Origin of the sequence: Maritalea mediterranea, from assembly GCF_021568695.1 — a bacterium.
Lineage (GTDB): Bacteria > Pseudomonadota > Alphaproteobacteria > Rhizobiales > Devosiaceae > Maritalea > Maritalea mediterranea.
Map to the genome: position 1 here is coordinate 277937 of NZ_JAKGTI010000003.1, position 18389 is coordinate 296325.

The 18389-nt window shown below is 54.2% G+C and carries 20 protein-coding genes; 3 read left to right on the forward strand and 17 right to left on the reverse strand.

Annotation, left to right across the window (positions count from 1 at the left end; genetic code table 11):
- From L1I42_RS14195 to L1I42_RS14210, 4 genes are all read right to left on the reverse strand, one after another.
- On the reverse strand, positions 1-1902 hold the full coding sequence (locus tag L1I42_RS14195) for a monovalent cation:proton antiporter-2 (CPA2) family protein (RefSeq protein ID WP_236115324.1): 1902 nt from the start codon (positions 1900-1902) through the stop codon (positions 1-3).
- Positions 1892-2470 carry an NAD(P)H-dependent oxidoreductase gene (locus L1I42_RS14200; protein ID WP_236115325.1) on the reverse strand — a complete coding sequence of 193 codons (579 nt, stop codon included), beginning with the start codon at positions 2468-2470 and terminating at the stop codon, positions 1892-1894. Before L1I42_RS14200 ends, L1I42_RS14195 begins: the two co-directional genes overlap by 11 nt.
- Before the next feature lie 64 nt (positions 2471-2534).
- Entirely contained in the window at positions 2535-3275 is a 741-nt protein-coding gene (locus tag L1I42_RS14205) for a DUF1013 domain-containing protein (protein WP_236115326.1), read from the reverse strand.
- A 126-nt stretch (positions 3276-3401) separates the two neighbouring features.
- Positions 3402-4412, reverse strand: a complete 1011-nt coding sequence (locus tag L1I42_RS14210) for an NAD(P)H-quinone oxidoreductase (RefSeq protein WP_236115327.1) — start codon at positions 4410-4412, stop codon at positions 3402-3404.
- A gap of 79 nt (positions 4413-4491) precedes the next feature.
- Here L1I42_RS14210 and L1I42_RS14215 point away from each other — a divergent pair, with 79 nt between their 5' ends.
- Both L1I42_RS14215 and rcdA read left to right on the forward strand, forming a co-directional pair.
- The gene (locus tag L1I42_RS14215) at positions 4492-4683 is read left to right on the forward strand and encodes a DUF1192 domain-containing protein (RefSeq protein WP_236115328.1); all 192 of its coding nucleotides are present in this window, start codon (positions 4492-4494) and stop codon (positions 4681-4683) included.
- A gap of 403 nt (positions 4684-5086) precedes the next feature.
- Positions 5087-5593: a protease adaptor protein RcdA gene (gene rcdA, locus L1I42_RS14220; RefSeq protein WP_236115329.1), complete on the forward strand. Its 507-nt coding sequence runs from the start codon at positions 5087-5089 to the stop codon at positions 5591-5593.
- 86 nt (positions 5594-5679) lie between these two features.
- Here rcdA and rpmE read toward each other — a convergent pair whose 3' ends face one another.
- Positions 5680-5901 carry a 50S ribosomal protein L31 gene (gene rpmE, locus L1I42_RS14225; RefSeq protein ID WP_236115330.1) on the reverse strand — a complete coding sequence of 74 codons (222 nt, stop codon included), beginning with the start codon at positions 5899-5901 and terminating at the stop codon, positions 5680-5682.
- Positions 5902-6137: 236 nt separating this feature from the next.
- Between rpmE and L1I42_RS14230 the strand changes: the two genes are divergently transcribed.
- Positions 6138-7955 carry an ABC transporter transmembrane domain-containing protein gene (locus L1I42_RS14230; RefSeq protein ID WP_236115331.1) on the forward strand — a complete coding sequence of 606 codons (1818 nt, stop codon included), beginning with the start codon at positions 6138-6140 and terminating at the stop codon, positions 7953-7955.
- 131 nt (positions 7956-8086) lie between these two features.
- Here L1I42_RS14230 and L1I42_RS14235 read toward each other — a convergent pair whose 3' ends face one another.
- The 12 genes from L1I42_RS14235 to L1I42_RS14290 all read right to left on the reverse strand — a co-directional run bounded on the left by L1I42_RS14235 (position 8087) and on the right by L1I42_RS14290 (position 18238).
- Positions 8087-9109 (reverse strand): peptidoglycan -binding protein, encoded by a 1023-nt coding sequence (locus L1I42_RS14235; RefSeq protein WP_236115332.1) that lies wholly within the window; start codon positions 9107-9109, stop codon positions 8087-8089.
- Positions 9110-10129 (reverse strand): flagellar motor protein MotA, encoded by a 1020-nt coding sequence (locus L1I42_RS14240; protein WP_236115333.1) that lies wholly within the window; start codon positions 10127-10129, stop codon positions 9110-9112.
- A 435-nt stretch (positions 10130-10564) separates the two neighbouring features.
- On the reverse strand, positions 10565-11356 hold the full coding sequence (locus L1I42_RS14245) for an inositol monophosphatase family protein (protein ID WP_236115334.1): 792 nt from the start codon (positions 11354-11356) through the stop codon (positions 10565-10567).
- 12 nt (positions 11357-11368) lie between these two features.
- Complete coding sequence (efp, locus tag L1I42_RS14250) at positions 11369-11932, reverse strand: elongation factor P (RefSeq protein WP_236115335.1); 564 nt, start codon at positions 11930-11932, stop codon at positions 11369-11371.
- 130 nt (positions 11933-12062) lie between these two features.
- Positions 12063-13055 carry a tetratricopeptide repeat protein gene (locus L1I42_RS14255; RefSeq protein ID WP_236115336.1) on the reverse strand — a complete coding sequence of 331 codons (993 nt, stop codon included), beginning with the start codon at positions 13053-13055 and terminating at the stop codon, positions 12063-12065.
- A complete protein-coding gene (locus L1I42_RS14260; protein WP_236115337.1) occupies positions 13055-13720 on the reverse strand; it encodes a thiamine phosphate synthase in 666 nt (221 codons plus the stop codon). The genes L1I42_RS14255 and L1I42_RS14260 overlap by 1 nt, the downstream gene beginning before the upstream one ends.
- A gap of 96 nt (positions 13721-13816) precedes the next feature.
- Entirely contained in the window at positions 13817-14884 is a 1068-nt protein-coding gene (fba, locus tag L1I42_RS14265) for a class II fructose-bisphosphate aldolase (protein WP_236115338.1), read from the reverse strand.
- A 214-nt stretch (positions 14885-15098) separates the two neighbouring features.
- Positions 15099-15815, reverse strand: coding sequence for a DUF4386 domain-containing protein (locus L1I42_RS14270; RefSeq protein ID WP_236115339.1), 717 nt, complete (start codon positions 15813-15815; stop codon positions 15099-15101).
- Positions 15812-16819, reverse strand: coding sequence for an NAD(P)-dependent alcohol dehydrogenase (locus L1I42_RS14275; protein ID WP_236115340.1), 1008 nt, complete (start codon positions 16817-16819; stop codon positions 15812-15814). Before L1I42_RS14275 ends, L1I42_RS14270 begins: the two co-directional genes overlap by 4 nt.
- Positions 16816-17457 (reverse strand): class I SAM-dependent methyltransferase, encoded by a 642-nt coding sequence (locus L1I42_RS14280; RefSeq protein WP_236115341.1) that lies wholly within the window; start codon positions 17455-17457, stop codon positions 16816-16818. The genes L1I42_RS14275 and L1I42_RS14280 overlap by 4 nt, the downstream gene beginning before the upstream one ends.
- A gap of 95 nt (positions 17458-17552) precedes the next feature.
- On the reverse strand, positions 17553-17789 hold the full coding sequence (locus L1I42_RS14285) for a helix-turn-helix transcriptional regulator (RefSeq protein ID WP_439651507.1): 237 nt from the start codon (positions 17787-17789) through the stop codon (positions 17553-17555).
- A gap of 2 nt (positions 17790-17791) precedes the next feature.
- Positions 17792-18238 carry a hypothetical protein gene (locus L1I42_RS14290; protein WP_236115342.1) on the reverse strand — a complete coding sequence of 149 codons (447 nt, stop codon included), beginning with the start codon at positions 18236-18238 and terminating at the stop codon, positions 17792-17794.
- Between the last annotated feature and the right edge of the window lie 151 nt (positions 18239-18389).

Consider the following 18389-nt stretch of genomic DNA (forward strand, 5'->3'; position numbering starts at 1 on the left):
TTATTCCTGAGAGCGGGCCTTGTTTTCGCGTTCTATATCGTCGGGGTTCTTATCGGAGGTCCAGTTGGTGGCGTTCGCCGGGTCAAGATCCACAAGATCCGATTCCATGACTTGGGCCAGCAGTTCCTTGGCAGTGCGGGCATGGCCGATGATGGCCTCCATATCATCTTTGATCTCATAGGCTTCATGCAGCATTTTGATGTCGTGCCGGGCGAAGGTTTTGGCCAGCCGATAGGCGCGGTGTTCTTCATATCCCAGCGCAACCAGCGCTTTAATGCCCAATTGCAGGCCGGAGTGGAAGGTGTCGCGTACAAAATGTTTGACCCCGACATCCATCAATTCATGGGCGTGGTTGCGGTCGCGTGCCCGCGCCAAAATGGTGATGTGCGGAAAGTGCTTTTTCACCATGGCTGCAATTTCGGTCACCGTATTGGGGTTGTGAATGGCAATGATCAGGATTTGGGCCTCGTGCGCCCCGGCCGCCGCCAGCAGATCGGCCCGCCGGGCATCACCAAAAAACACCTTGGTGTCGAACCGCTTAACCAGTTCAATCTGTTCGGCATCATGGTCGATCAAGGTCGCTTCAAAGCCTTGCGCGGTGATCAGGCGGGTCACGATCTGGCCGAAACGACCATAGCCCAGCACGATCACCCGATTGCGCACAGAAATATCGTCCGGCTCGCGCTCGGTTTGGGCGTCGCGCACCATTTTGGGCGAGAGCAGTCGGTCATAAATCAGAATGAGGATCGGTGTGATCACCATGGAGATGGCGACCGTGACATTGAGTAGGTCCGCATGTTCAGGCAGCAAGGCGCCAGACGCCGTGGCGAATTGGAAAAGGACAAAGCCAAATTCGCCGCCCTGGGCCAATATGATGGCAAATAGCATGCGATCGGCGATGTGAAATCTGAAGACCATGCCCAAGCCCCAAAGAATGGCCATTTTGATGATGGCCAATCCCGCCACCATGCTGGCGATCAGCAAGGGGTTGTTCATCAGCACTTCAAACTCAATGCTCATGCCCACGGAGATAAAGAACAGCCCGAGCAATAAGCCTTTAAAAGGTTCAATGTCGCTTTCCAGCTCGTGGCGATATTCGCTATCGGCCAAAATCACACCGACCATAAAGGCGCCCAAAGCGGCGGAGACATTGATCCACTCCATCAACAGCGCAGAGGCCACCACCAACAGCAACGAAAGGGCGGTGAAGATTTCGCGCACACCGCTTTTAGCAATGAAACGCAAGACGGGACGCAGCAAATATCGGCCTGACAAATACATGGAGGCAAACACAAAGGCGGTTTTGGCCGCGACCTGCCAGCCGCCCTCGGGGGCAACCTCGCCGGGACCATGGCCATCGTCCACCGGGGTATGCCCAGCCAGTTCCGGTAGCGCGAGCAGCGGGATGATCGCCAAAATGGGGATCACGGCAATATCTTGCAGCAGCAAGACCGAGAAAGCGGATCGACCGGTATTGGTGGCCATAATTCCGCGCTCTTCAATAATTTTAAGCACAATGGCGGTGGAAGAAAGGGCAAGGCCCAATCCCATAATGATCGCGGATTGCCAAGGCATGTTGGCGAGATACCCGATCAAGCCCAACACAAGGGCGGTCAGCAAAACCTGTGGCAGCCCGAGACCAAAAAGCTTGTTGCGCATTGACCAGAGTTCGCGCACTTGCAATTCCAGCCCGATCAGAAACAGCATCATCACCACACCAAATTCGGAGAAGTGCAAAATGGTTTCCGGGTCGGTCACCAGTTTCAGCCCGTAGGGGCCAATAAAAATGCCCGCCAGCAGATAGCCCAGCACCGAGCCAAGACCGGTGGCCTTGGCAAACGGCACCACGATTACGGCGGCGGATAGAAAGATGAAGCAGGCAAGAAGGAAACTATGCTCCATGCGAAGCCTCCTGTTCGCGTTGCTGCGGGGCGGTCAGCGCCACCAGTTCGCGCAAACGAGACTTTAGTAGTTCGCCATGGGCCAACAATTCTTCCTTTTCGCTGGCGCGCGCATGATAATAGACCAGCGGGTCGAGCCAATTCATATCGCAAAATGCGGCGGTTTGCTTATAGGGCAACAAAAATGCATCCAGAGGATGATTATGGACCCCATTTTTGCCATAGGCCCGCTTTTCCGATCCCGTCGCTACCGACAACATAAAGTTTTTGCCCTTGAGCGCCTTGCCGTTGGTGCCATAGGCCCAGCCATAGGAAAAGGTTCGGTCAATCCATTCTTTCAACAGACCGGGGGCAGCGTACCAATAAATGGGAAATTGCAGCACAATGCTGGATTTATTGTCGACGCGGTGGCGCTCATGGCTGCCATCGACAAACATGTCGGGATAGACTTTGTAGAGGTCGAGAACTTCGACCCCCTCAACAGATTTGGCGCTGGCGGCAAAATGTCGGTTGGCCCGCGATTGGCCTAAATCGGGGTGGGCAATCACAAAAAGCACCGGGTTCGCCATATAGATCTCCAAATCATCTTGGATCTATGATGCGGCGAACCCGGTGTGGTTTTCAATATGTTTTTTAAGAGTTTTTGTCGTCGTCGTCGTCTGACTTCAGGCTGCCCAGACTGCCAAAAACGCTGTCCACATCATATTCAGGTTCGTCGTCTGCCTGAGGTTGATCAGCATCGGATGAATCAAACGGATTGTCACTGCGGCTTACCTGGTCTGAAGCGCGGGCCATGGCTTCTTCGGCTGTCAGCAGGCCGGATTCTTCCACGCGCTGTTGCTCAGGCGGACGATCCTTGGCAGCTTTACGCACTTCCATATCCAGCTCCACCTGGGTGCACAGTCCCAAAGTCACCGGATCAGCCGGTGTTTGGTTGGCGGCGTTCCAGTGGGTGCGCTCGCGCACGGATTCGATGGTCGGCTTGGTGGTACCCACCAACCGCATAATCTGGGCGTCCTTCAATTCAGGGTGGTTGCGCACCAGCCACAAAATGGCATTAGGCTTTTCCTGGCGTTTGGACACTGGCGTATAGCGCGGACCGCGGCGCTTTTGTTTGGCCACGATGGTTTTGGGACCAGAAAGCTGCAAGCGGTAGCTGGAGTCTTTTTCGCCCTTTTCAATTTCTTCCCGGGTCAACTGCCCCATTTGGATGGGGTTTGCGCCCTTAATGCCACCGGCCACATCACCATCAGCAATGCCTTGCACTTCAAGCGGGTGCAGGCTGCAGAAATGGGCAATCTGATCAAAGGTCAGGCCAGTATTGTCGACCAACCAAACGGCAGTTGCTTTGGGCATCAAAAGTGAATTTGCCATAATATCTTCCTTTGGGTGCAAACCGGTCTGGATTTGCACGCCCCTTTCACGCTGAAAATATGGGGGATTGCCCCTTTTATAGTGATTTGGCCGGTTTATTGCAATTATAAATTATCTGCGTTCGACCTACGTCCCCATTTCCAGTACGATTTTACCAATATGATCCTGCGCATCCATCGCCTCATGGGCTTTGGGGGCGTCTTCCATCGGGAAGGTTTTCAGCTTTGGTTTTTTGATGGTGCCATTTTCGATGGCGGGCAGCACTTGCTCCATCAGATTGTGGCCGATCCGGGCTTTCACATCGTCGGGCTGCGCGCGCAAAGTGGAGCCGAACAGGGTCAGTCGTTTGGCCACAACCAGTCCCATGGTCACCGTGGCCTCGCGACCTGCTAGATTGGCGAGTTGGATGATGGTGCCATCGGGGGCGGCTGCGCGCAAATTGCGGTCGACGTAATCGCCGCCGATAAAATCGACAATGATATTAGCGCCTGTGCCGGTCTCTGCTTTGGTGCGCTCGACAAAATCTTCCGTCATATAATTGATGGTGACGTCGGCGCCCATCTCTTTGCAATAGCTGAGTTTCTCATCAGTGGACGCGGTGGTGAGCACCTTTGCGCCCGCCAATTTGGCCAGCTGGATGGCGGTGGCGCCAATGCCGCCCGAACCACCATGCACAAGCACCCAATCTTCCGCAGTAGGTTTGCCACGGTCAATCAAGGTTTGCTGTATGGTAAAAAAGGTTTCCGGAATGGTGGCGGCTTCAGCAAAGCTCCAGCCTTTTGGCTTTGGCAGCACCTGACCCCACGGCACGCTGACATATTCGGCATAGCCACCCCCGTTGGTTAGCGCGATGACTTCATCGCCCACTTGCAGCGAGGTTGGCGTTTGATCCGTGGTGCGGCCAATTGCTTCGACAATACCAGAGACTTCAAGGCCAGGCAGCGGCGAGGCGCCGTCTGGCGCGGGATAGAGACCCTTTCGTTGCAAAATATCGGGCCGGTTGATACCGGCTGCTTTCACCTTGATCAGCACTTGGCCCGGATAGGCATAGGGTTTGGTTGTTTGTGTAACGGCCAGCTCTTCCGGACCGCCGGGCGTTTTGATTTCAATAGCGCGCATTTTTTCTGACGAGCTCATAAGAATTTCCTTTTGATTTGACGCAATCAAAATTACGATTGTTAAGATCAACAGTTAGCAGGTTTAAGGAGAACGACAAATGGGCGAAGATGTTTCACGATCCTCCAAGAAAGCCTCCATTCACGAGCTTGGTGCACCCTTGGATGATATTTCCATTGACGAGTTGCATGAGCGGATTGATGCGCTGAAAGCCGAGATCAAGCGGCTGGAAGCGGCAATTGAAGATAAAAAGAGTAGCAAGAGTGCCGCTGATTCAGTTTTTAAATTCTAAAATTCAACATTTTGTCTGAACCGGACGGGTTGGACAACCTGATGAAAGTGCGGGATTTTTGAGCGGTGCGGCGAGGCTTTGGCTGGGTCAATTTTGATTAAGCTTAAGCGGGAGCAAATGGGTAAGGTTAAAAAAATGACTCCGATTAAGGTTGCATTAAACATTTGCGGTTAACTTATTTTTATCCAGCATGGTCTGGATCTAGCAGAGCGGTTTTTACACTCTGTTTGACGCCTCCCTGTTAACTTTGAGAGCCGCATTGTCGGCTCTTTTTTCTTTTTGGGCCTTTGAAAACCGTTCAAAGGTGGGGCATTGCCCGTATCTGGCCATGTTTGTTTGTTAAGGCTTTGCCATTATAATGGGCGGCGACGCATGGATGGTGACGAGATAAGGGATTGTTGGCGTGAGCGAAAACAACAATGAGCAGGGCGCACATTCACTCGGCCCCAAATTGGTGGAGGCTGGTGGGTTTAACCAGCTTTATCGCGAGGGCATGGCGCTGGTGGAAGAGGTAGCGGCCTATCTGGATGGCGAAGGTCGGGCGGAATCCAAAGCGCTGGGCCGTGATGCTGCATTGCTCTATGCCAATCAAAGCATGCAGCTCACCACACGTTTGATGCAGTTGGCCAGCTGGCTGTTGCTGCGCCGGGCGGTGAAAGAGGGTGAGATTTCCATGGACGATGCCCGCAATGAAGATCGGCGGGTGGAACTGAATGCTATGGCGCTGGATGAGGATCATCTGGATGTGGCATTATTGCCGGAAAGGATGCGCGATATGATCAGCCGCGCCAACGCCCTGCACAAACGGATATTGGCGCTGGATGCTATGGAGCGGGAAGAAGCTACAATGCCGGTCGATAATCCGGTGGTGAATCAACTGGCTCGGTTGAAGGACGCTTTTCAGCGTTAGGCTATGGCCAGTTTCAAAGACAGGTCACCAAAACAAAAAACCCGGCGCAAGGCCGGGTTTTTGTTTCAAAATATCGATTTTGAGGCTTAGCCCAAAATGCCTTTGAATTTCTCTTTAAAGCGAGACACACGACCACCACGGTCCATCAACTGGCCTGAGCCACCTGTCCAAGCCGGATGGGTTTTTGGATCGATATCCAACTGCATTGTGTCGCCTTCAGAACCCCAGGTTGAGCGGGTCTGATATTCTGTGCCATCAGTCATGACCACTTTGATCATGTGATAATCAGGATGAAGATCTTTTTTCATCTTTTGCTTACCTTCAAAAAGTGTAAAAGGCGAGTCAACATGCAAACCATGGCGCAATTCAAGCCCTGCGCGACCCGCTAAATCGTTTCGTTGCCGGGGTTCTATATCAAGTTTGCGTTTGGCGCAAGAGCGACTTTCAAGCATTTGCGCAACAGGCGCAGCTATTCTACCGCCCGCTATTGATGTTCAGGCGGACAATACCTATTTTGGCCCCACACAACAGGTGGATCATTCCTATGTCAGAGCAAAGCGCGGCCCCCTCCAAGCCGAGTGATGAACGTTTAAAGCAGATCATTCTTTCCGAGCGCCAACCCGGTAAAAGCATTAAGCCCCTACGCGCCTTGCTGCCCTTTGTTCTTCGCTATCCAGTGCGGCTGGGTCTTACCGCGCTGTTCCTGTTGGCTGCGGCGATTGCGTCTTTGACCATTCCGGCCCTGATCGGCGATATTATTGATGAGGGCTTTGTGGCCCAAAATCTTGATGTTATTAATCAATATTCTTTCGGCATTATCGCCATTGCCGGGGTTTTGGCGGTGGCGTCTGCCGCGCGCTTTTATTTTATTTCCGTCATTGGCATGCGGGTCATCACCGATATTCGTCGGGCAGTGTTCAAACATTTGGTGGATATGGACATCACCTTTTTTGACACCAATCGCACCGGCGAGCTGATTTCGCGTATCACCAGCGATGTGGGCATTGTGCGCGGCGCGCTCGATTCGGCACTGCCGGTGGTCCTGCGCTCCAGCGTCATGCTGTTTGGCGCGGTATTGATGATGTTTGTGACCTCGCCCTATTTGGCGGCCACTGTAATTGTTGTTATCCCGCTGCTGGTGTTCCCGGTGGTCTGGCTGGGGCGTTATATCCGCAATCTATCCCGCCGTCAGCAGGACAAGATCGCCGATCTGGCCGCCATGGCTACTGAAACCTTCGGGGCGATCAAAACCATCAAGGCCTTCACCCAGGAAAAGCATCGCAACGATGAATATGGTGGTTACGCTGAGGGGAGCTACCAATCGGAGGTTGCTCGTTTATTGGTGCGTGCGGGCATGATTGCATTTGTCATTTTTCTGACCGCAACAGCACTTGTGGCCTTGGTGTGGTTGGGGACCCAATTGGTGATGAGCGATCAGATCACGGTAGGGGAACTGAGTCAGTTTTTGATTTATGCCATGCTGGCCACCGGCACATTGACTGGCATTTCCGAGATTTTGGGCACACTGCAAACCGTGGCGGGGGCCAGTGAACGGATCACCGAGATATTGGACACCCAGCCGACCATTGAAACGCCAACTGCACCTCTGGCGTTGCCGGAGCCGCCGTTGGGAACCGTCACCTTTGAAGATGTGGAGTTCCGTTATCTCACGCGCCAGGATGAGCCGGTGCTAAACGGCATTAATTTGGATGTGAAACCCGGCGAAACGGTGGCTTTGGTCGGGGCCTCTGGTGCGGGTAAATCCACCCTCTTTTCACTGTTGCAGCGCTTTTATGATGCCTCGGCGGGCAGCGTTAAAGTCGATGGGGTGGATGTGCGGCAGGTCGGATTTGAACCCTTGCGTCAGCGCTTTGCCTATGTGGAGCAAGATTCCGTGATGTTCTCCGGCACCATTGCCGACAATATTCGGTTCGGCAAACCCGACGCCAGCGATGAAGAGGTAAAGTCCGCCGCGGAAGCCGCGTTGGTGGATGATTTTGTCGCCAAGCTTGAAGATGGCTACCAGTCAATTGTGGGCGAACGTGGGGTGATGCTCTCTGGCGGACAAAAGCAGCGTGTGGCCATTGCCCGCGCCTTGCTGAAAGATGCACCAATCCTGCTGCTCGATGAAGCCACAAGCGCTTTGGATGCAGAAAGCGAAACCAAAGTGCAGGCCGCGCTTGAGCGTTTGATGGTAGGCCGCACCACCCTCGTCATCGCCCACCGCCTCGCCACCATTAAAAATGCCGACCGAATTGTCGTGATGGAAGGTGGCAAGGTGATTGATGAAGGCACCCATGAAGAGCTGATCGCCAAAGGTGGTCGCTATGCGGAGCTGGCGAAATTGCAGTTTCAGCAGTAGGACTGCAGCCCACACGTCATGGCCGGGCCCGCACCGGCAATCCTAGCTGCATGCAAGGTTCTAAGTGGAGGGGCTTGGACCACTGGATCAAGCCCGGTGGTGACGATTTTGGTGTTTCAGTGGCGGAACGTTTAGTTCGTCAGCTTAAATTCAATCCGGCGATTGCGGCGGAAGGCTTCTTCGGTGTCGCCATCATCGATGGGCTGGAATTCGCCAAAGCCTGCGGCCACCAAGCGCTGGGGCGAGATGCCCTGATCCACCAGATATTTGGCCACGGAGATGGCGCGGCTGGCGGAAAGCTCCCAGTTTGAGGGGAAGCGCGGCGTGTTGATCGGGCGTTTGTCCGTATGGCCGCCAATTTGCAGTACCCAGGGGATTTCCGGTGGAATTTCGTTTTCCAATTCCTTGATGGCGTCGGCCAGCGCGTTCAAATCGTCCAAGCCTTCCTCGGCCACCTCTGCACTGCCGGCGCTGAACAGCACTTCGGATTGGAATACAAAGCGGTCGCCCTCAATACGAATGTCGCTGCGGTCGGCGAGAATTTCGCGCAGGCGGCCAAAAAAGTCAGATCGGTAGCGGGAAAGATCCTGCACCCGTTGGGCGAGCGCCAGATTCAGGCGGCGGCCAAGATCGGCGATGCGGGTGCGGCTCTCAAGGTCGCGCTGTTCGCTGGCTTCAAGGGCCTGTTCAAGCGCGGCAATTTGCGAGCGCAAGGCGGAGAGTTGCTGGTTGAGCAACGCCACTTGTGCTGCGGCTTCATCGCTGATTTCGCGTTCTTCAGCCAATTCGCTGGTGAGGGCGGCGATGCGTGCATCTTTTTCTTCAACACCTGTACCAAGTCCTTCCAGGCGCGCCTGCAGCCGATCACGCTCGCTTTCGGCGCCCGCCAATGTGGCCGAAAGGGTTGCAATGGTGGATTCCAAATCGTCATTATTGGCGCGCTCCAGCTGCAACAGTTCGGTCAGTTCGGCAATTTGCGAATTCAAACGGGTGAGGGCTGTGTCCTTGCCTAAAATCTCCTGACTGAGGAAAAACTGAGCCAGCATGAATACCGACAAAAGAAAGATGATAACCAGCAACAGGCTGGCCATGGCATCCACAAAGCCCGGCCAATAGTCCTGACGCGCTTGTCGGCGAGAGCGGGAAAGAGCCATTTATGCGTCTCCCTTGCCCTTGTCTTTTTTCTCGGCCTGCTCGTCTTCAACAGATTGCAGCAGCGCATCGACCAGCTTACGCATTTGGGCGTTGTTTTCGGCTTGGTCATTGATGTGGGTGCGTAAATCGTCTTGCTGTTTGCGGATCAGTTTGGTCAATCCATCCAGCCCGTGCGCCAACTCGGCCATGGCGCGGATGGCGTTTTGCGAAGAGGATGAATTTTGCATGGTGGCGCCCAATTGCTCGACCATCGCCTGCATGCTGGTGCCATCGACGCCCATCTGGTTGGCCTGCATCTGGGTCATGGGGTGGTCTAGTTCGGTCATGGAGGACATCCAGTCTTCCAGATCGGTGTAAAACGCGTTTTGTGCCTGACTGGCCTGCAAATCCAAAAAACCCAAAATCAGCGAGCCACTCAGACCAAACAGAGAGGAGGCAAAGGCGGTGCCCATGCCGGAAAGCGGCGCTTCCAAGCCATCTTTCAAATTGGAAAACAAATTGCCGGAATCGCTGTTGGTTACATCGAGCGAGGCGATCACATCGCCGACAGAGCTAACGGTTTGGAGCAAACCATAGAAGGTACCCAACAGGCCGAGGAACACCAACAAGCCGGTAAGATAACGCGAGGTGTCTTTCGCTTCGTCCAACCGGTTGCCGACCGAATCCAAAATTGAGCGCATTGAAGCTGGCGTAATGACGGTTTCGCCGAGCTGGTCGCGCAGAATTGCCGCTACGGGCATCAGCAGGCGCGGCTGGCCGGAATTGGGATTGCCATCTTGTAGTCCATTTACCCAATTGACCTCGGGGAATAGCCGAACCACCTGCACAAAGCTCAGCACAATGCCGACAGCCAAAGCGCCCAAGATCACAAGATTGATAAACGGGTTTGACCAGAAGGCTTCGGTCAATTGCGGGGCAAGTATGAGGGCGATCATGGCGACAATGATCAGAAAGATGATCATCTTAATCAGATAAACAGTTGGGCTGGATAAACGATAAGGATCGTAAGACGGTGCCATACTTGAAAAATTCCCTCTTCCCCGAAAGTGCGAACCACATTAAACACTTGGCCGCGATTCTAGAGAGTGTACTGCGGTGTGACAATATTTAATTGTGCACACACCATCGGGCGCGTCAAATTGCATGCGCGCCTTTGCGTTTCATTCAGTTATAAGCCGAACTGTGGCAGGGATATGGTGACTAAGTGCGGTGTGGCAACCCGCAAATGGATTGCAAGGTCGAGCCTTGCAATGACGGGCTAGTGACGAGAATTTTTGCACAACGCGAAGTACCGAGCCATTTTATGAGTTTGAGATGTGCCGTGATGTCGCCTCACTCCATCACGTCACCCCAAGACTTGATCTTGGGGTCCATTTCACATTTCCACATATAAATGTGCTCATGTTCAGAGTTGCAACAACCGATATTTGCTGCGGCCCAAGAATTTGGGCGGCTTATGCCGCTTTCAGTGCCTTGCGCATTTGCGCGTGCAGCTTTTCATTGGCTGCGAGCACGGAGCCGCTTTCGGGTTTGATCTCTTTATTGTTGAGATCGGTCACCAGACCGCCTGCTTCGCGCACCATCAACATGCCCGCGGCAATGTCCCATGGGGCAAGATCGCGTTCCCACATGGCATCAAATCGGCCGGCGGCCACATAGGCCAGGTCAAGCGCGGCAGAGCCGGTGCGGCGCACGCCGGAGGAGGCGGCGTTGATCGCAGAGACTTCGGAAATGGTGGCGGCATCGTTGCGGGCATTTGAGGTCTGCTTGATGCCGGTCACGGCCACTGCATCGGCCAGATGAATGCGGCCGGACACGCGCAGGCGGCGATTGTTCAAAAAGGCGCCCTTACCGCGCTCGGCGGTAAACAGTTCATCGGTGATCGGGTTGTAAATCACCCCGCCCACCATTTGGCCATTGCGCTCCAGCCCAATGGAAATGGCAAACATGGGGATGGAGTGCAAGAAATTGGTGGTGCCGTCGAGCGGGTCGATGATCCAGCGGTGCTGGCCATCGCTGCCTTCAATCTCGCCGCCTTCTTCCATCAGGAATGAATAGGTGGGGCGTGATTTCAGCAATTCCTCGTAAATGGCTTTTTCCGCACGCTTATCGGCGGCGGACACAAAATCAGCCGGGCCTTTGCGCGACACTTGCAGATTTTCCACCTCGCCAAAGTCGCGTTTGAGCGACCGGGCCGCTTTGCGGGCGGCGGCAGTCATAATGGTGAGCAGTGCAGATTGAGCCATTTGAGATGTGTCCTAGTCGGCGCGTTTAGAATAGGTGATTTCGTTGGTGTCGACGACGATCTTTTCGTCCTGACCGATAAAGGGCGGCACCATCACCTTGATGCCATTTTCCAAAATAGCGGGCTTGAAAGAATTGGCCGCGGTTTGGCCTTTCACCACCGGTTCTGTCTCGGTCACGGTCAGGGTCACAAATTGCGGCAGGGAAATGCCCAAAGGTTTGCCCTCATGGCTTTCCACGGTCACATTCATGCCGTCTTGCAAGAAGTCAGCGCGGTCACCGACAAACTCTGTGGGCAATTCCAGCTGTTCGTAGGTCTCATTGTCCATAAAGACCAGCATGTCGCCCTGCTCATAAAGATATTGATATTCTTTTTGTTCCAGGCGCACTTTTTCCACTGTTTCGGCGGCGCGGAAGCGTTCATTGAGCTTGGTGCCGGAAACAATGTCTTTCAATTCAACCTGCGCAAATGCGCCGCCCTTGCCGGGCTTTACGCTTTGTACCTTTACGGCCACCCACAAGGATCCTTTGTGTTGAATCACATTGCCGGGGCGAATTTCATTGCCATTAAGTTTCATGGATATGCCTTTGACAGATTTTATGAGAGTGGCCAAGCGCCATCAAAAAACGTTGGCCTGCCTTTTGCCTCAGAATTGACTGAAGTGCAAGTGGCAAAGCCGTTTGCCGCCGATATGCGGTGCAAAATGCTTAATCGCTGTCCGGTTTATCGGGCCAAACTTTGGCCCATTCTTCACCCTGTTCAATCTGGGCTGGGGTGGCGGCGGTCAGCAGATTGCTCAATGTTTCGTCGTTCAGCCCTTGTCGCCGCGCCAGGGCACGCCATTTGGCGGCTTCAACAAAATCCTGATCGATGCCTTTACCCGCAGCATATAGTCGACCAAGCCGGGCCTGGGCCACAGGGTTGCCCTGTTCTGCCGCACGCTCATACCATACGAACGCGGTGTTGAAGTCTTGAGGCACCCCTTTACCCAACGTCAGCAGGGTCGCATATTCAATTTGCGCAGGGATCAGCCCTTGGCTGGCGGCAGTTCCAATCAGTTCTGCGCCGCGTTGCGGGTTTGGCTCCACGCCTGCGCCTTCCATTACCATTATGCCCAGATCATATTGCGCTTCAGCCAAGCCATGATCGGCGGCCACGCCAAGCAGTTGCGCGGCATAGGTAAGGTTGGGCTCAACATAGCGCCCTTCAATATGCAACTGCGCCAGATTATATTTGGCCTCCACCAAACCTGCATCCGCTGCCTGTTGGATCAGTTTGGCCGCCCTTTGCCGGTCCCGCTCCACGCCATCGCCCTGCTGATAGAGCAAGCCCAATTGAAAAGCCGCATGGGGGTCGCCATTCTTGGCGGCAATGTCATACCACCCAGCGGCCCGTTCCAGATTGCGGTCGACGCCAAAACCATTGGCATAGAGTTCAGCAATCAGGGTTTGCGCCGCCGCATCGTCTTCCTTGGCGCGGGGCAGGGCGAGCGCCAAGGCAGTGAGATACATGCCGCGCTGATAGGCGCCATAGGCTTCATCCACCGGACCGGTGGCCTCGGTGGAGGCGCTTGTCGCTGAAGATTCGGTTTCCGCTGGCGCTTCGGCATCAGGCGTGGCGCTGTCCTGCGCCGTGGTGGGCAACACCAGCACCGCGCTCAGCAAAAGCGTCGCGAAGATATGTGGTGGCGTGCCCCGCATCAGCTTTGCACCTGCGCCACAATTTCATTCAGCGCGGCCACCGGGTCGTCTGCCTCAAACACCAGTTCGCGCACCGCGCAAAACTCCACCTGCTTGGTCAACAGGGTTACATCCTCAACAAAACCCACAGCGGGCACTTCAAAGGTTTCCGCCCACCAATTGGCCATTTCGGCGCTCTCGTGTTCACTGTTGTTTTTGTCCGCTGCCAATTGGCCGAAAAAGACATAATCAATGTCCTTTTCGCCTTTGGTCATGGCGTCATGGCGGGAAAAGACTTCACCCGCACCCAAAATTGACTCTGGTTTCAGCTTTTTTGCCCAATGGCCGGTGTCTTTGGCGCTTTGGGTCAGGTGCACCCCATCGGCTTTGAGGGGGGCGACGGCCTCGGGCAGATTGTCGAGCAGCACCGCCACATCGTTTTTCTGCGCCGGTTTGATCAGGCTTTTGGCCCAATCCTTATATTCCGCCTCACCCAATGTGCCGCGCTGCACCAGCATGGCCGCCACATGGCCGGTTTCGGCCAGCGCCAGGCTGGTGGTCCGGGTTTTCGCATCAGGTTGGGGCGGGACGATCAGATAAATCTGCATGTTCAGCGTGGCTTTCTTTTTCCTCTTCGTGCCGTGCAATTTGGGCAGAATGTTGAACGGATGCAAGCCAAGAAACAAAAAAACCCCCGCCTTGTCCCAAAGCGGGGGTTCTAAAAGCAGATGGGCTATTGGCCCCTGTCGTGCGCAAATATTGTCCAGGTTGTCCCTAAAAACCTAGTCGATTTGCGGATCCAACTGTCCATCTGCATATCGTTTGGCCATGTCGGCCAAAGGAATGATCTTCCCGATTTTCGAGGCCTGACCAGCAGTGTTGAACAGCTCTAGCCGCTCCATACACAATTTGGTCATGGCTTCGCGCGCAGGCTTGAGATATTTGCGCGGGTCAAACTCGCCTGGATTTTCTGCCAGAATGCGACGGATCTGGCCGGTCATCGCCATGCGGTTATCGGTGTCGATATTGATTTTGCGCACACCGTTTTTGATGCCGCGCTGAATTTCTTCCACAGGTACACCCCAAGTTTGCGGAATTGCGCCGCCATATTGGTTGATAATGTCCTGCAAATCCTGTGGCACGGAAGAAGAACCGTGCATCACCAAATGGGTGTCGGGCAGGCGACGGTGGATTTCTTCAATCACATGCATGGCCAAAATTTCACCGTCCGGTTGGCGGGTAAATTTATAAGCGCCGTGGGAGGTGCCCATGGCAATCGCCAGCGCATCCACCTTGGTTTCTTTTACGAATTTTACCGCTTCGTCCGGGTCGGTCAAAAGCTGTTCGGTGGACAATTTGCCCTCGGCACCATGGCCATCTTCCTTGTCGCCTTCGCCGGTTTCAAGGCTGCCTAGAACGCCCAGTTCACCTTCAACGGAAATGCCGCCCAAATGTGCTGTGTCGGTGACCTGTTTGGTCACGCCGACATTATAGTCCCAATCGGCAGGCGTTTTGCCATCTTCTTCCAAGGAGCCGTCCATCATCACCGAGGTGAAACCGGCCTGGATGGCGGTCATGCAGGTGGCGGGGCCGTTACCATGGTCGAGGTGAATACAAACGGGAATATGCGGATAGATTTCCACAATCGCATCCATCATGCGTTTCAGCATCACGTCATGTGCGTAAGACCGTGCGCCGCGAGAGGCCTGGATGATCACTGGAGAATCGGTTTTGTCTGCCGCCTCGGCGATCGCGAGGGCCTGTTCCATATTGTTGATGTTGAACGCAGGCACGCCATAATCATGTTCAGCAGCATGATCGAGCAATTGGCGCAAAGTGATGCGGGCCATTAAACCTCTCCTGAATTGGACAATTCTTAGTTCGGGTTCTGGCGTTTATTGACCGCAAAGTCGATATAGACTTTTCGGTGAGGGTGGTATCAATTTGGTATGGTTTTGAAGGGGTTAGTTCGATATTGTAGGCGTTTGGGTCAGCTGTGCAGCGGTAACCATAATCCCAGAATCTGGCAATGGCCAGCCGAAGCGGGCCATTATGAGTGCGCGTTCAAGCGGCGAGGGCTTTGGCTTTAAACTTATCGACATGGACACCTTTGATCAGCAGCCATAGCCCGAGGCCCACTTCGCCGATGCCGCCTGCGGCGAGAAGGCTGTTGGAGATGACGGCATAGGTGCCAATATCCATCAGCCCTAGCATGCGGCCCACGGAGTCGGCGAGATAGCCAAAGCCGCCGATAAGCAAGGCGATACCTAAGAGCCGCGGCAGATAGGTGCTTTTGAACACCAGATAGCCGAGCAACACCAGATGCAGTGCAAAGATAAATTGCCAGATGAGGGTGCCAGCCAGATTGGACTGGTGGAGCGCCAGGATCAGATTCTGTGTCGCGCCATCAGTCGGGGTGGCGGCGGCCAATTGTTGCGCCACTAACAGCGGCACGATGATCATGGCAATCACCACTGTCATCGAAAGGCGCGCGGCCAGCGCCATCAGCGCGATCGGCTGGCTGACGGGGCGGGTGAGTACATAAAGCAGGCAGCACAGCACAATTTCCACCAGCACGATCATCACCAGCGCGCCAATGCCTATAAAAAACAGGCCGGATTGGCTGACAAGATTTTGCGCGGTCTGCGCGCCGTCCGCCAGATTAAAAATCTGTTCGGGCATATACATCAGGCCGATAGGGCCAGTGGCCAAGAGAAGTATAAAGAATAGGCCGGTGGCGATGGCATAAAGCCGCAGATTTTTGGGATCAAGAGGAGTCATTGTGAGTTTCCATCCTGTGGGTGAATGATAATGCAGCCTTGTTGGCTGTTGGTGTCGTAAAGGCGAGCAGCTTCGACGGCCTGATCGATCGGGAAGCGATGGGAGATCACTGGTTTCAGTTCGCCACTTGACAAAAGATCAGCAATGCCTGCCAGGCTTTCCGGCGCGGCAGGGGCAAGCACACATAATTGTTCTTTGCCGCCCTTGCCCTTGGTTTTGCGCTGCTGCAGCAGGTGCGAAATATGAAACATTGCCAAAAGATGTTTGCCTTTGTCGGTCAGCACCGGTGCTACTTTTTCAAAGGGCAGAAAGCCCGCGCAATCAATAATCACATCATATTTCTCATTGCCCTTAGTGAAGTCAGTGGCGCGATAATCAATGGCCTCATCTGCACCCAGCTTGCGCACCAACTCCATATTCTGCGCAGAGCAGGTGCCGGTGACATGGGCGCCGAAATGCTTGGCCAGTTGCACGGCCACCCGGCCGATGCCGCCTGAAGCGCCATTGATCAGCACCTTGTCGCCGGGTTTGATGTTGGCCGTTTTGATGAAATACCATGCGGTTTGCGCATTAGACCCGCCAATGGCCGCCGCATCGTCGAACGACACATTGTCCGGGCAATGGGTGAAAGGAGCGGTTTCCGGCAAGCAGACAAATTCCGCCTGGGCACCGAATTGCATATCGGTAAAGCCGAACACGCGATCACCAGGCTGATATTTGGTGACCTTGCTGCCGACTTTGTCGACCACGCCGGCAAATTCGCCGCCAAGAATGCGGTTGCGGGGCCTGAATAAGCCCAACAACAGTTTGGCCGGAATCTTCATAAGCGGCCATGGAGATTTGCCCCGTCTGGCAAGGGCATCGCCATTTCCCATATGCACCGCTTCAACGCGGATCAGCACTTCATTGTCTTTTGGGGCCGGGATGGGCATGTCGCGAATTTGCAGCACGTCGGGGTCGCCAAATCGCTCGTAATATACGGCCTTCATGGTTTGGTTGGTCATTTGATTTCCTGTTCGTTCTTTTGCGCCGTCACGGTGGCGCGGTGATCGTGGGTGGGGGCGTAGGTACTCCCCAAAATTGTGAAGCCGCATTGCGCCAGCTCTTTTTGCGGGTCTTGCGCCTGATAGATGTGGACGTAAGGAGCCAGGCCGATGGCGCCTGCGGCGCGGATCAAGCCCTTTTGCCACCAGCAAGCTTCGCCCAGACAGGGTGTTTCCACCAGTAATTTGCCGCCGGGTTTCAACAGCTCTTTCAAGCGTGGCAGCACAGCGATGTGGTCGCGCACCAAATGCAGCACATTGAGCGCGATGATCGCGTCATAGCTCTCCGGCTCCAGCCGGGGGTCAAAAAGGTCGGTGGCCAAAAAGCTCACATTATTGAACTGGCGCTCACTGGCTTTGGTCTGGGCCAGCTCGATCATTTTCGAGCTGACATCGATCCCTTCGATGGTTTTGACATGGGGCGCGAGATCAAGAGCGATTTCGCCGCTGGCGCAGCCGAAATCCATGACCTGATCCTGGGGACTGAGCGCGGCGCGTAGGCGTGCCATTCGGTCCCGATAAATTTGATCATGGTCGGACATAGCGCGGTCATAGCTTGCCGCTCGCTTATCCCAGAATTGAATATTTTGTTCAGACATAGCTGTAACGCTTTCCGACTTGATGGTCACAATCGAAACTCAGTTGACTTTACTTTCGCGCTGGGGCCGTGGCCCCGATTTATTGGGCTTCTCGCCTATTCGTCCGGTGGCGGGATATAGCCAAACACGTCTTCGATTGGCGTTTTAAACGCATGGGCGATCTGAAACGCCAATTCCAACGACGGGGAGTATTTGGCCGCCTCTATTGCCACAATGGTTTGGCGGGAAACGCCCACTTTTTCGGCCAGCGCCTTTTGGCTCATTTCATCATGGTCAAAGCGCAAACGGCGAATATTGTTGGTGATCTGTCCCTTCTGGTTCTTTTTCGCCATGCCTAAAAGCCCCGGCGATAGAGCACCAGACGGGTGATGCCTTCAATCATGCTGGTCATAAACATGGCATAGATACTGCCGAGCAGGATAAATTGCATGGGGGCTCCGAAGGCAAGCCAGATCATACCCGTCACATAAAAGACAGAGAAGGTGATAAAGGCGACCTTCATGCCGATCATATCGATCAGCTTGTCGCGCTCGTCGGCTTCATCAAATTCGGTGTTCTTGGTGATGATGGCATTGACGATTGTGATAATCACCGTGACGATGATGGTGATCACCACCGATCCGGCAATCAATTTGATGGCGCTCCAGCCCACCTGAATGCCTGCATCCGGCCCGTCCAGCAGACCAGCCTGATATTGGTCATACATATGAAAACTGTAGAGGGTCATCACAATGATGCCGGTGATCAAATAGGTGATGATATTGCGTTCGTGATAAGACATTTCGCTGTCCTTGTGTCGTAAAACTCATACATGGTGTCATGTTTGTTGCACGTTATGTATGATATTTTCGACTAAGTGTCAAATAATTTTGACACTGTGACGCAAAATTTTGACTTATCCGGCACTTTTCGGCGGATTTAAGGTTATATAT

What these genes read in the sequence shown, in the direction of transcription:
- L1I42_RS14280 (WP_236115341.1), bottom strand. Translation starts at nt 17,457, where the DNA reads ATGTCTGAACAAAATATTCAATTCTGGGATAAGCGAGCGGCAAGCTAT.
- rpmE (WP_236115330.1), bottom strand. Translation starts at nt 5,901, where the DNA reads ATGAAAAAAGATCTTCATCCTGATTATCACATGATCAAAGTGGTCATG.
- L1I42_RS14195 (WP_236115324.1), bottom strand. Translation starts at nt 1,902, where the DNA reads ATGGAGCATAGTTTCCTTCTTGCCTGCTTCATCTTTCTATCCGCCGCC.
- efp (WP_236115335.1), bottom strand. Translation starts at nt 11,932, where the DNA reads ATGAAACTTAATGGCAATGAAATTCGCCCCGGCAATGTGATTCAACAC.
- L1I42_RS14205 (WP_236115326.1), bottom strand. Translation starts at nt 3,275, where the DNA reads ATGGCAAATTCACTTTTGATGCCCAAAGCAACTGCCGTTTGGTTGGTC.
- L1I42_RS14290 (WP_236115342.1), bottom strand. Translation starts at nt 18,238, where the DNA reads ATGTCTTATCACGAACGCAATATCATCACCTATTTGATCACCGGCATC.
- L1I42_RS14240 (WP_236115333.1), bottom strand. Translation starts at nt 10,129, where the DNA reads ATGGCACCGTCTTACGATCCTTATCGTTTATCCAGCCCAACTGTTTAT.
- L1I42_RS14215 (WP_236115328.1), top strand. Translation starts at nt 4,492, where the DNA reads ATGGGCGAAGATGTTTCACGATCCTCCAAGAAAGCCTCCATTCACGAG.
- L1I42_RS14275 (WP_236115340.1), bottom strand. Translation starts at nt 16,819, where the DNA reads ATGACCAACCAAACCATGAAGGCCGTATATTACGAGCGATTTGGCGAC.
- L1I42_RS14255 (WP_236115336.1), bottom strand. Translation starts at nt 13,055, where the DNA reads ATGCGGGGCACGCCACCACATATCTTCGCGACGCTTTTGCTGAGCGCG.
- L1I42_RS14210 (WP_236115327.1), bottom strand. Translation starts at nt 4,412, where the DNA reads ATGAGCTCGTCAGAAAAAATGCGCGCTATTGAAATCAAAACGCCCGGC.
- L1I42_RS14230 (WP_236115331.1), top strand. Translation starts at nt 6,138, where the DNA reads ATGTCAGAGCAAAGCGCGGCCCCCTCCAAGCCGAGTGATGAACGTTTA.
- L1I42_RS14270 (WP_236115339.1), bottom strand. Translation starts at nt 15,815, where the DNA reads ATGACTCCTCTTGATCCCAAAAATCTGCGGCTTTATGCCATCGCCACC.
- L1I42_RS14235 (WP_236115332.1), bottom strand. Translation starts at nt 9,109, where the DNA reads ATGGCTCTTTCCCGCTCTCGCCGACAAGCGCGTCAGGACTATTGGCCG.
- L1I42_RS14200 (WP_236115325.1), bottom strand. Translation starts at nt 2,470, where the DNA reads ATGGCGAACCCGGTGCTTTTTGTGATTGCCCACCCCGATTTAGGCCAA.
- L1I42_RS14285 (WP_439651507.1), bottom strand. Translation starts at nt 17,789, where the DNA reads ATGGCGAAAAAGAACCAGAAGGGACAGATCACCAACAATATTCGCCGT.
- fba (WP_236115338.1), bottom strand. Translation starts at nt 14,884, where the DNA reads ATGGCCCGCATCACTTTGCGCCAATTGCTCGATCATGCTGCTGAACAT.
- L1I42_RS14245 (WP_236115334.1), bottom strand. Translation starts at nt 11,356, where the DNA reads ATGGCTCAATCTGCACTGCTCACCATTATGACTGCCGCCGCCCGCAAA.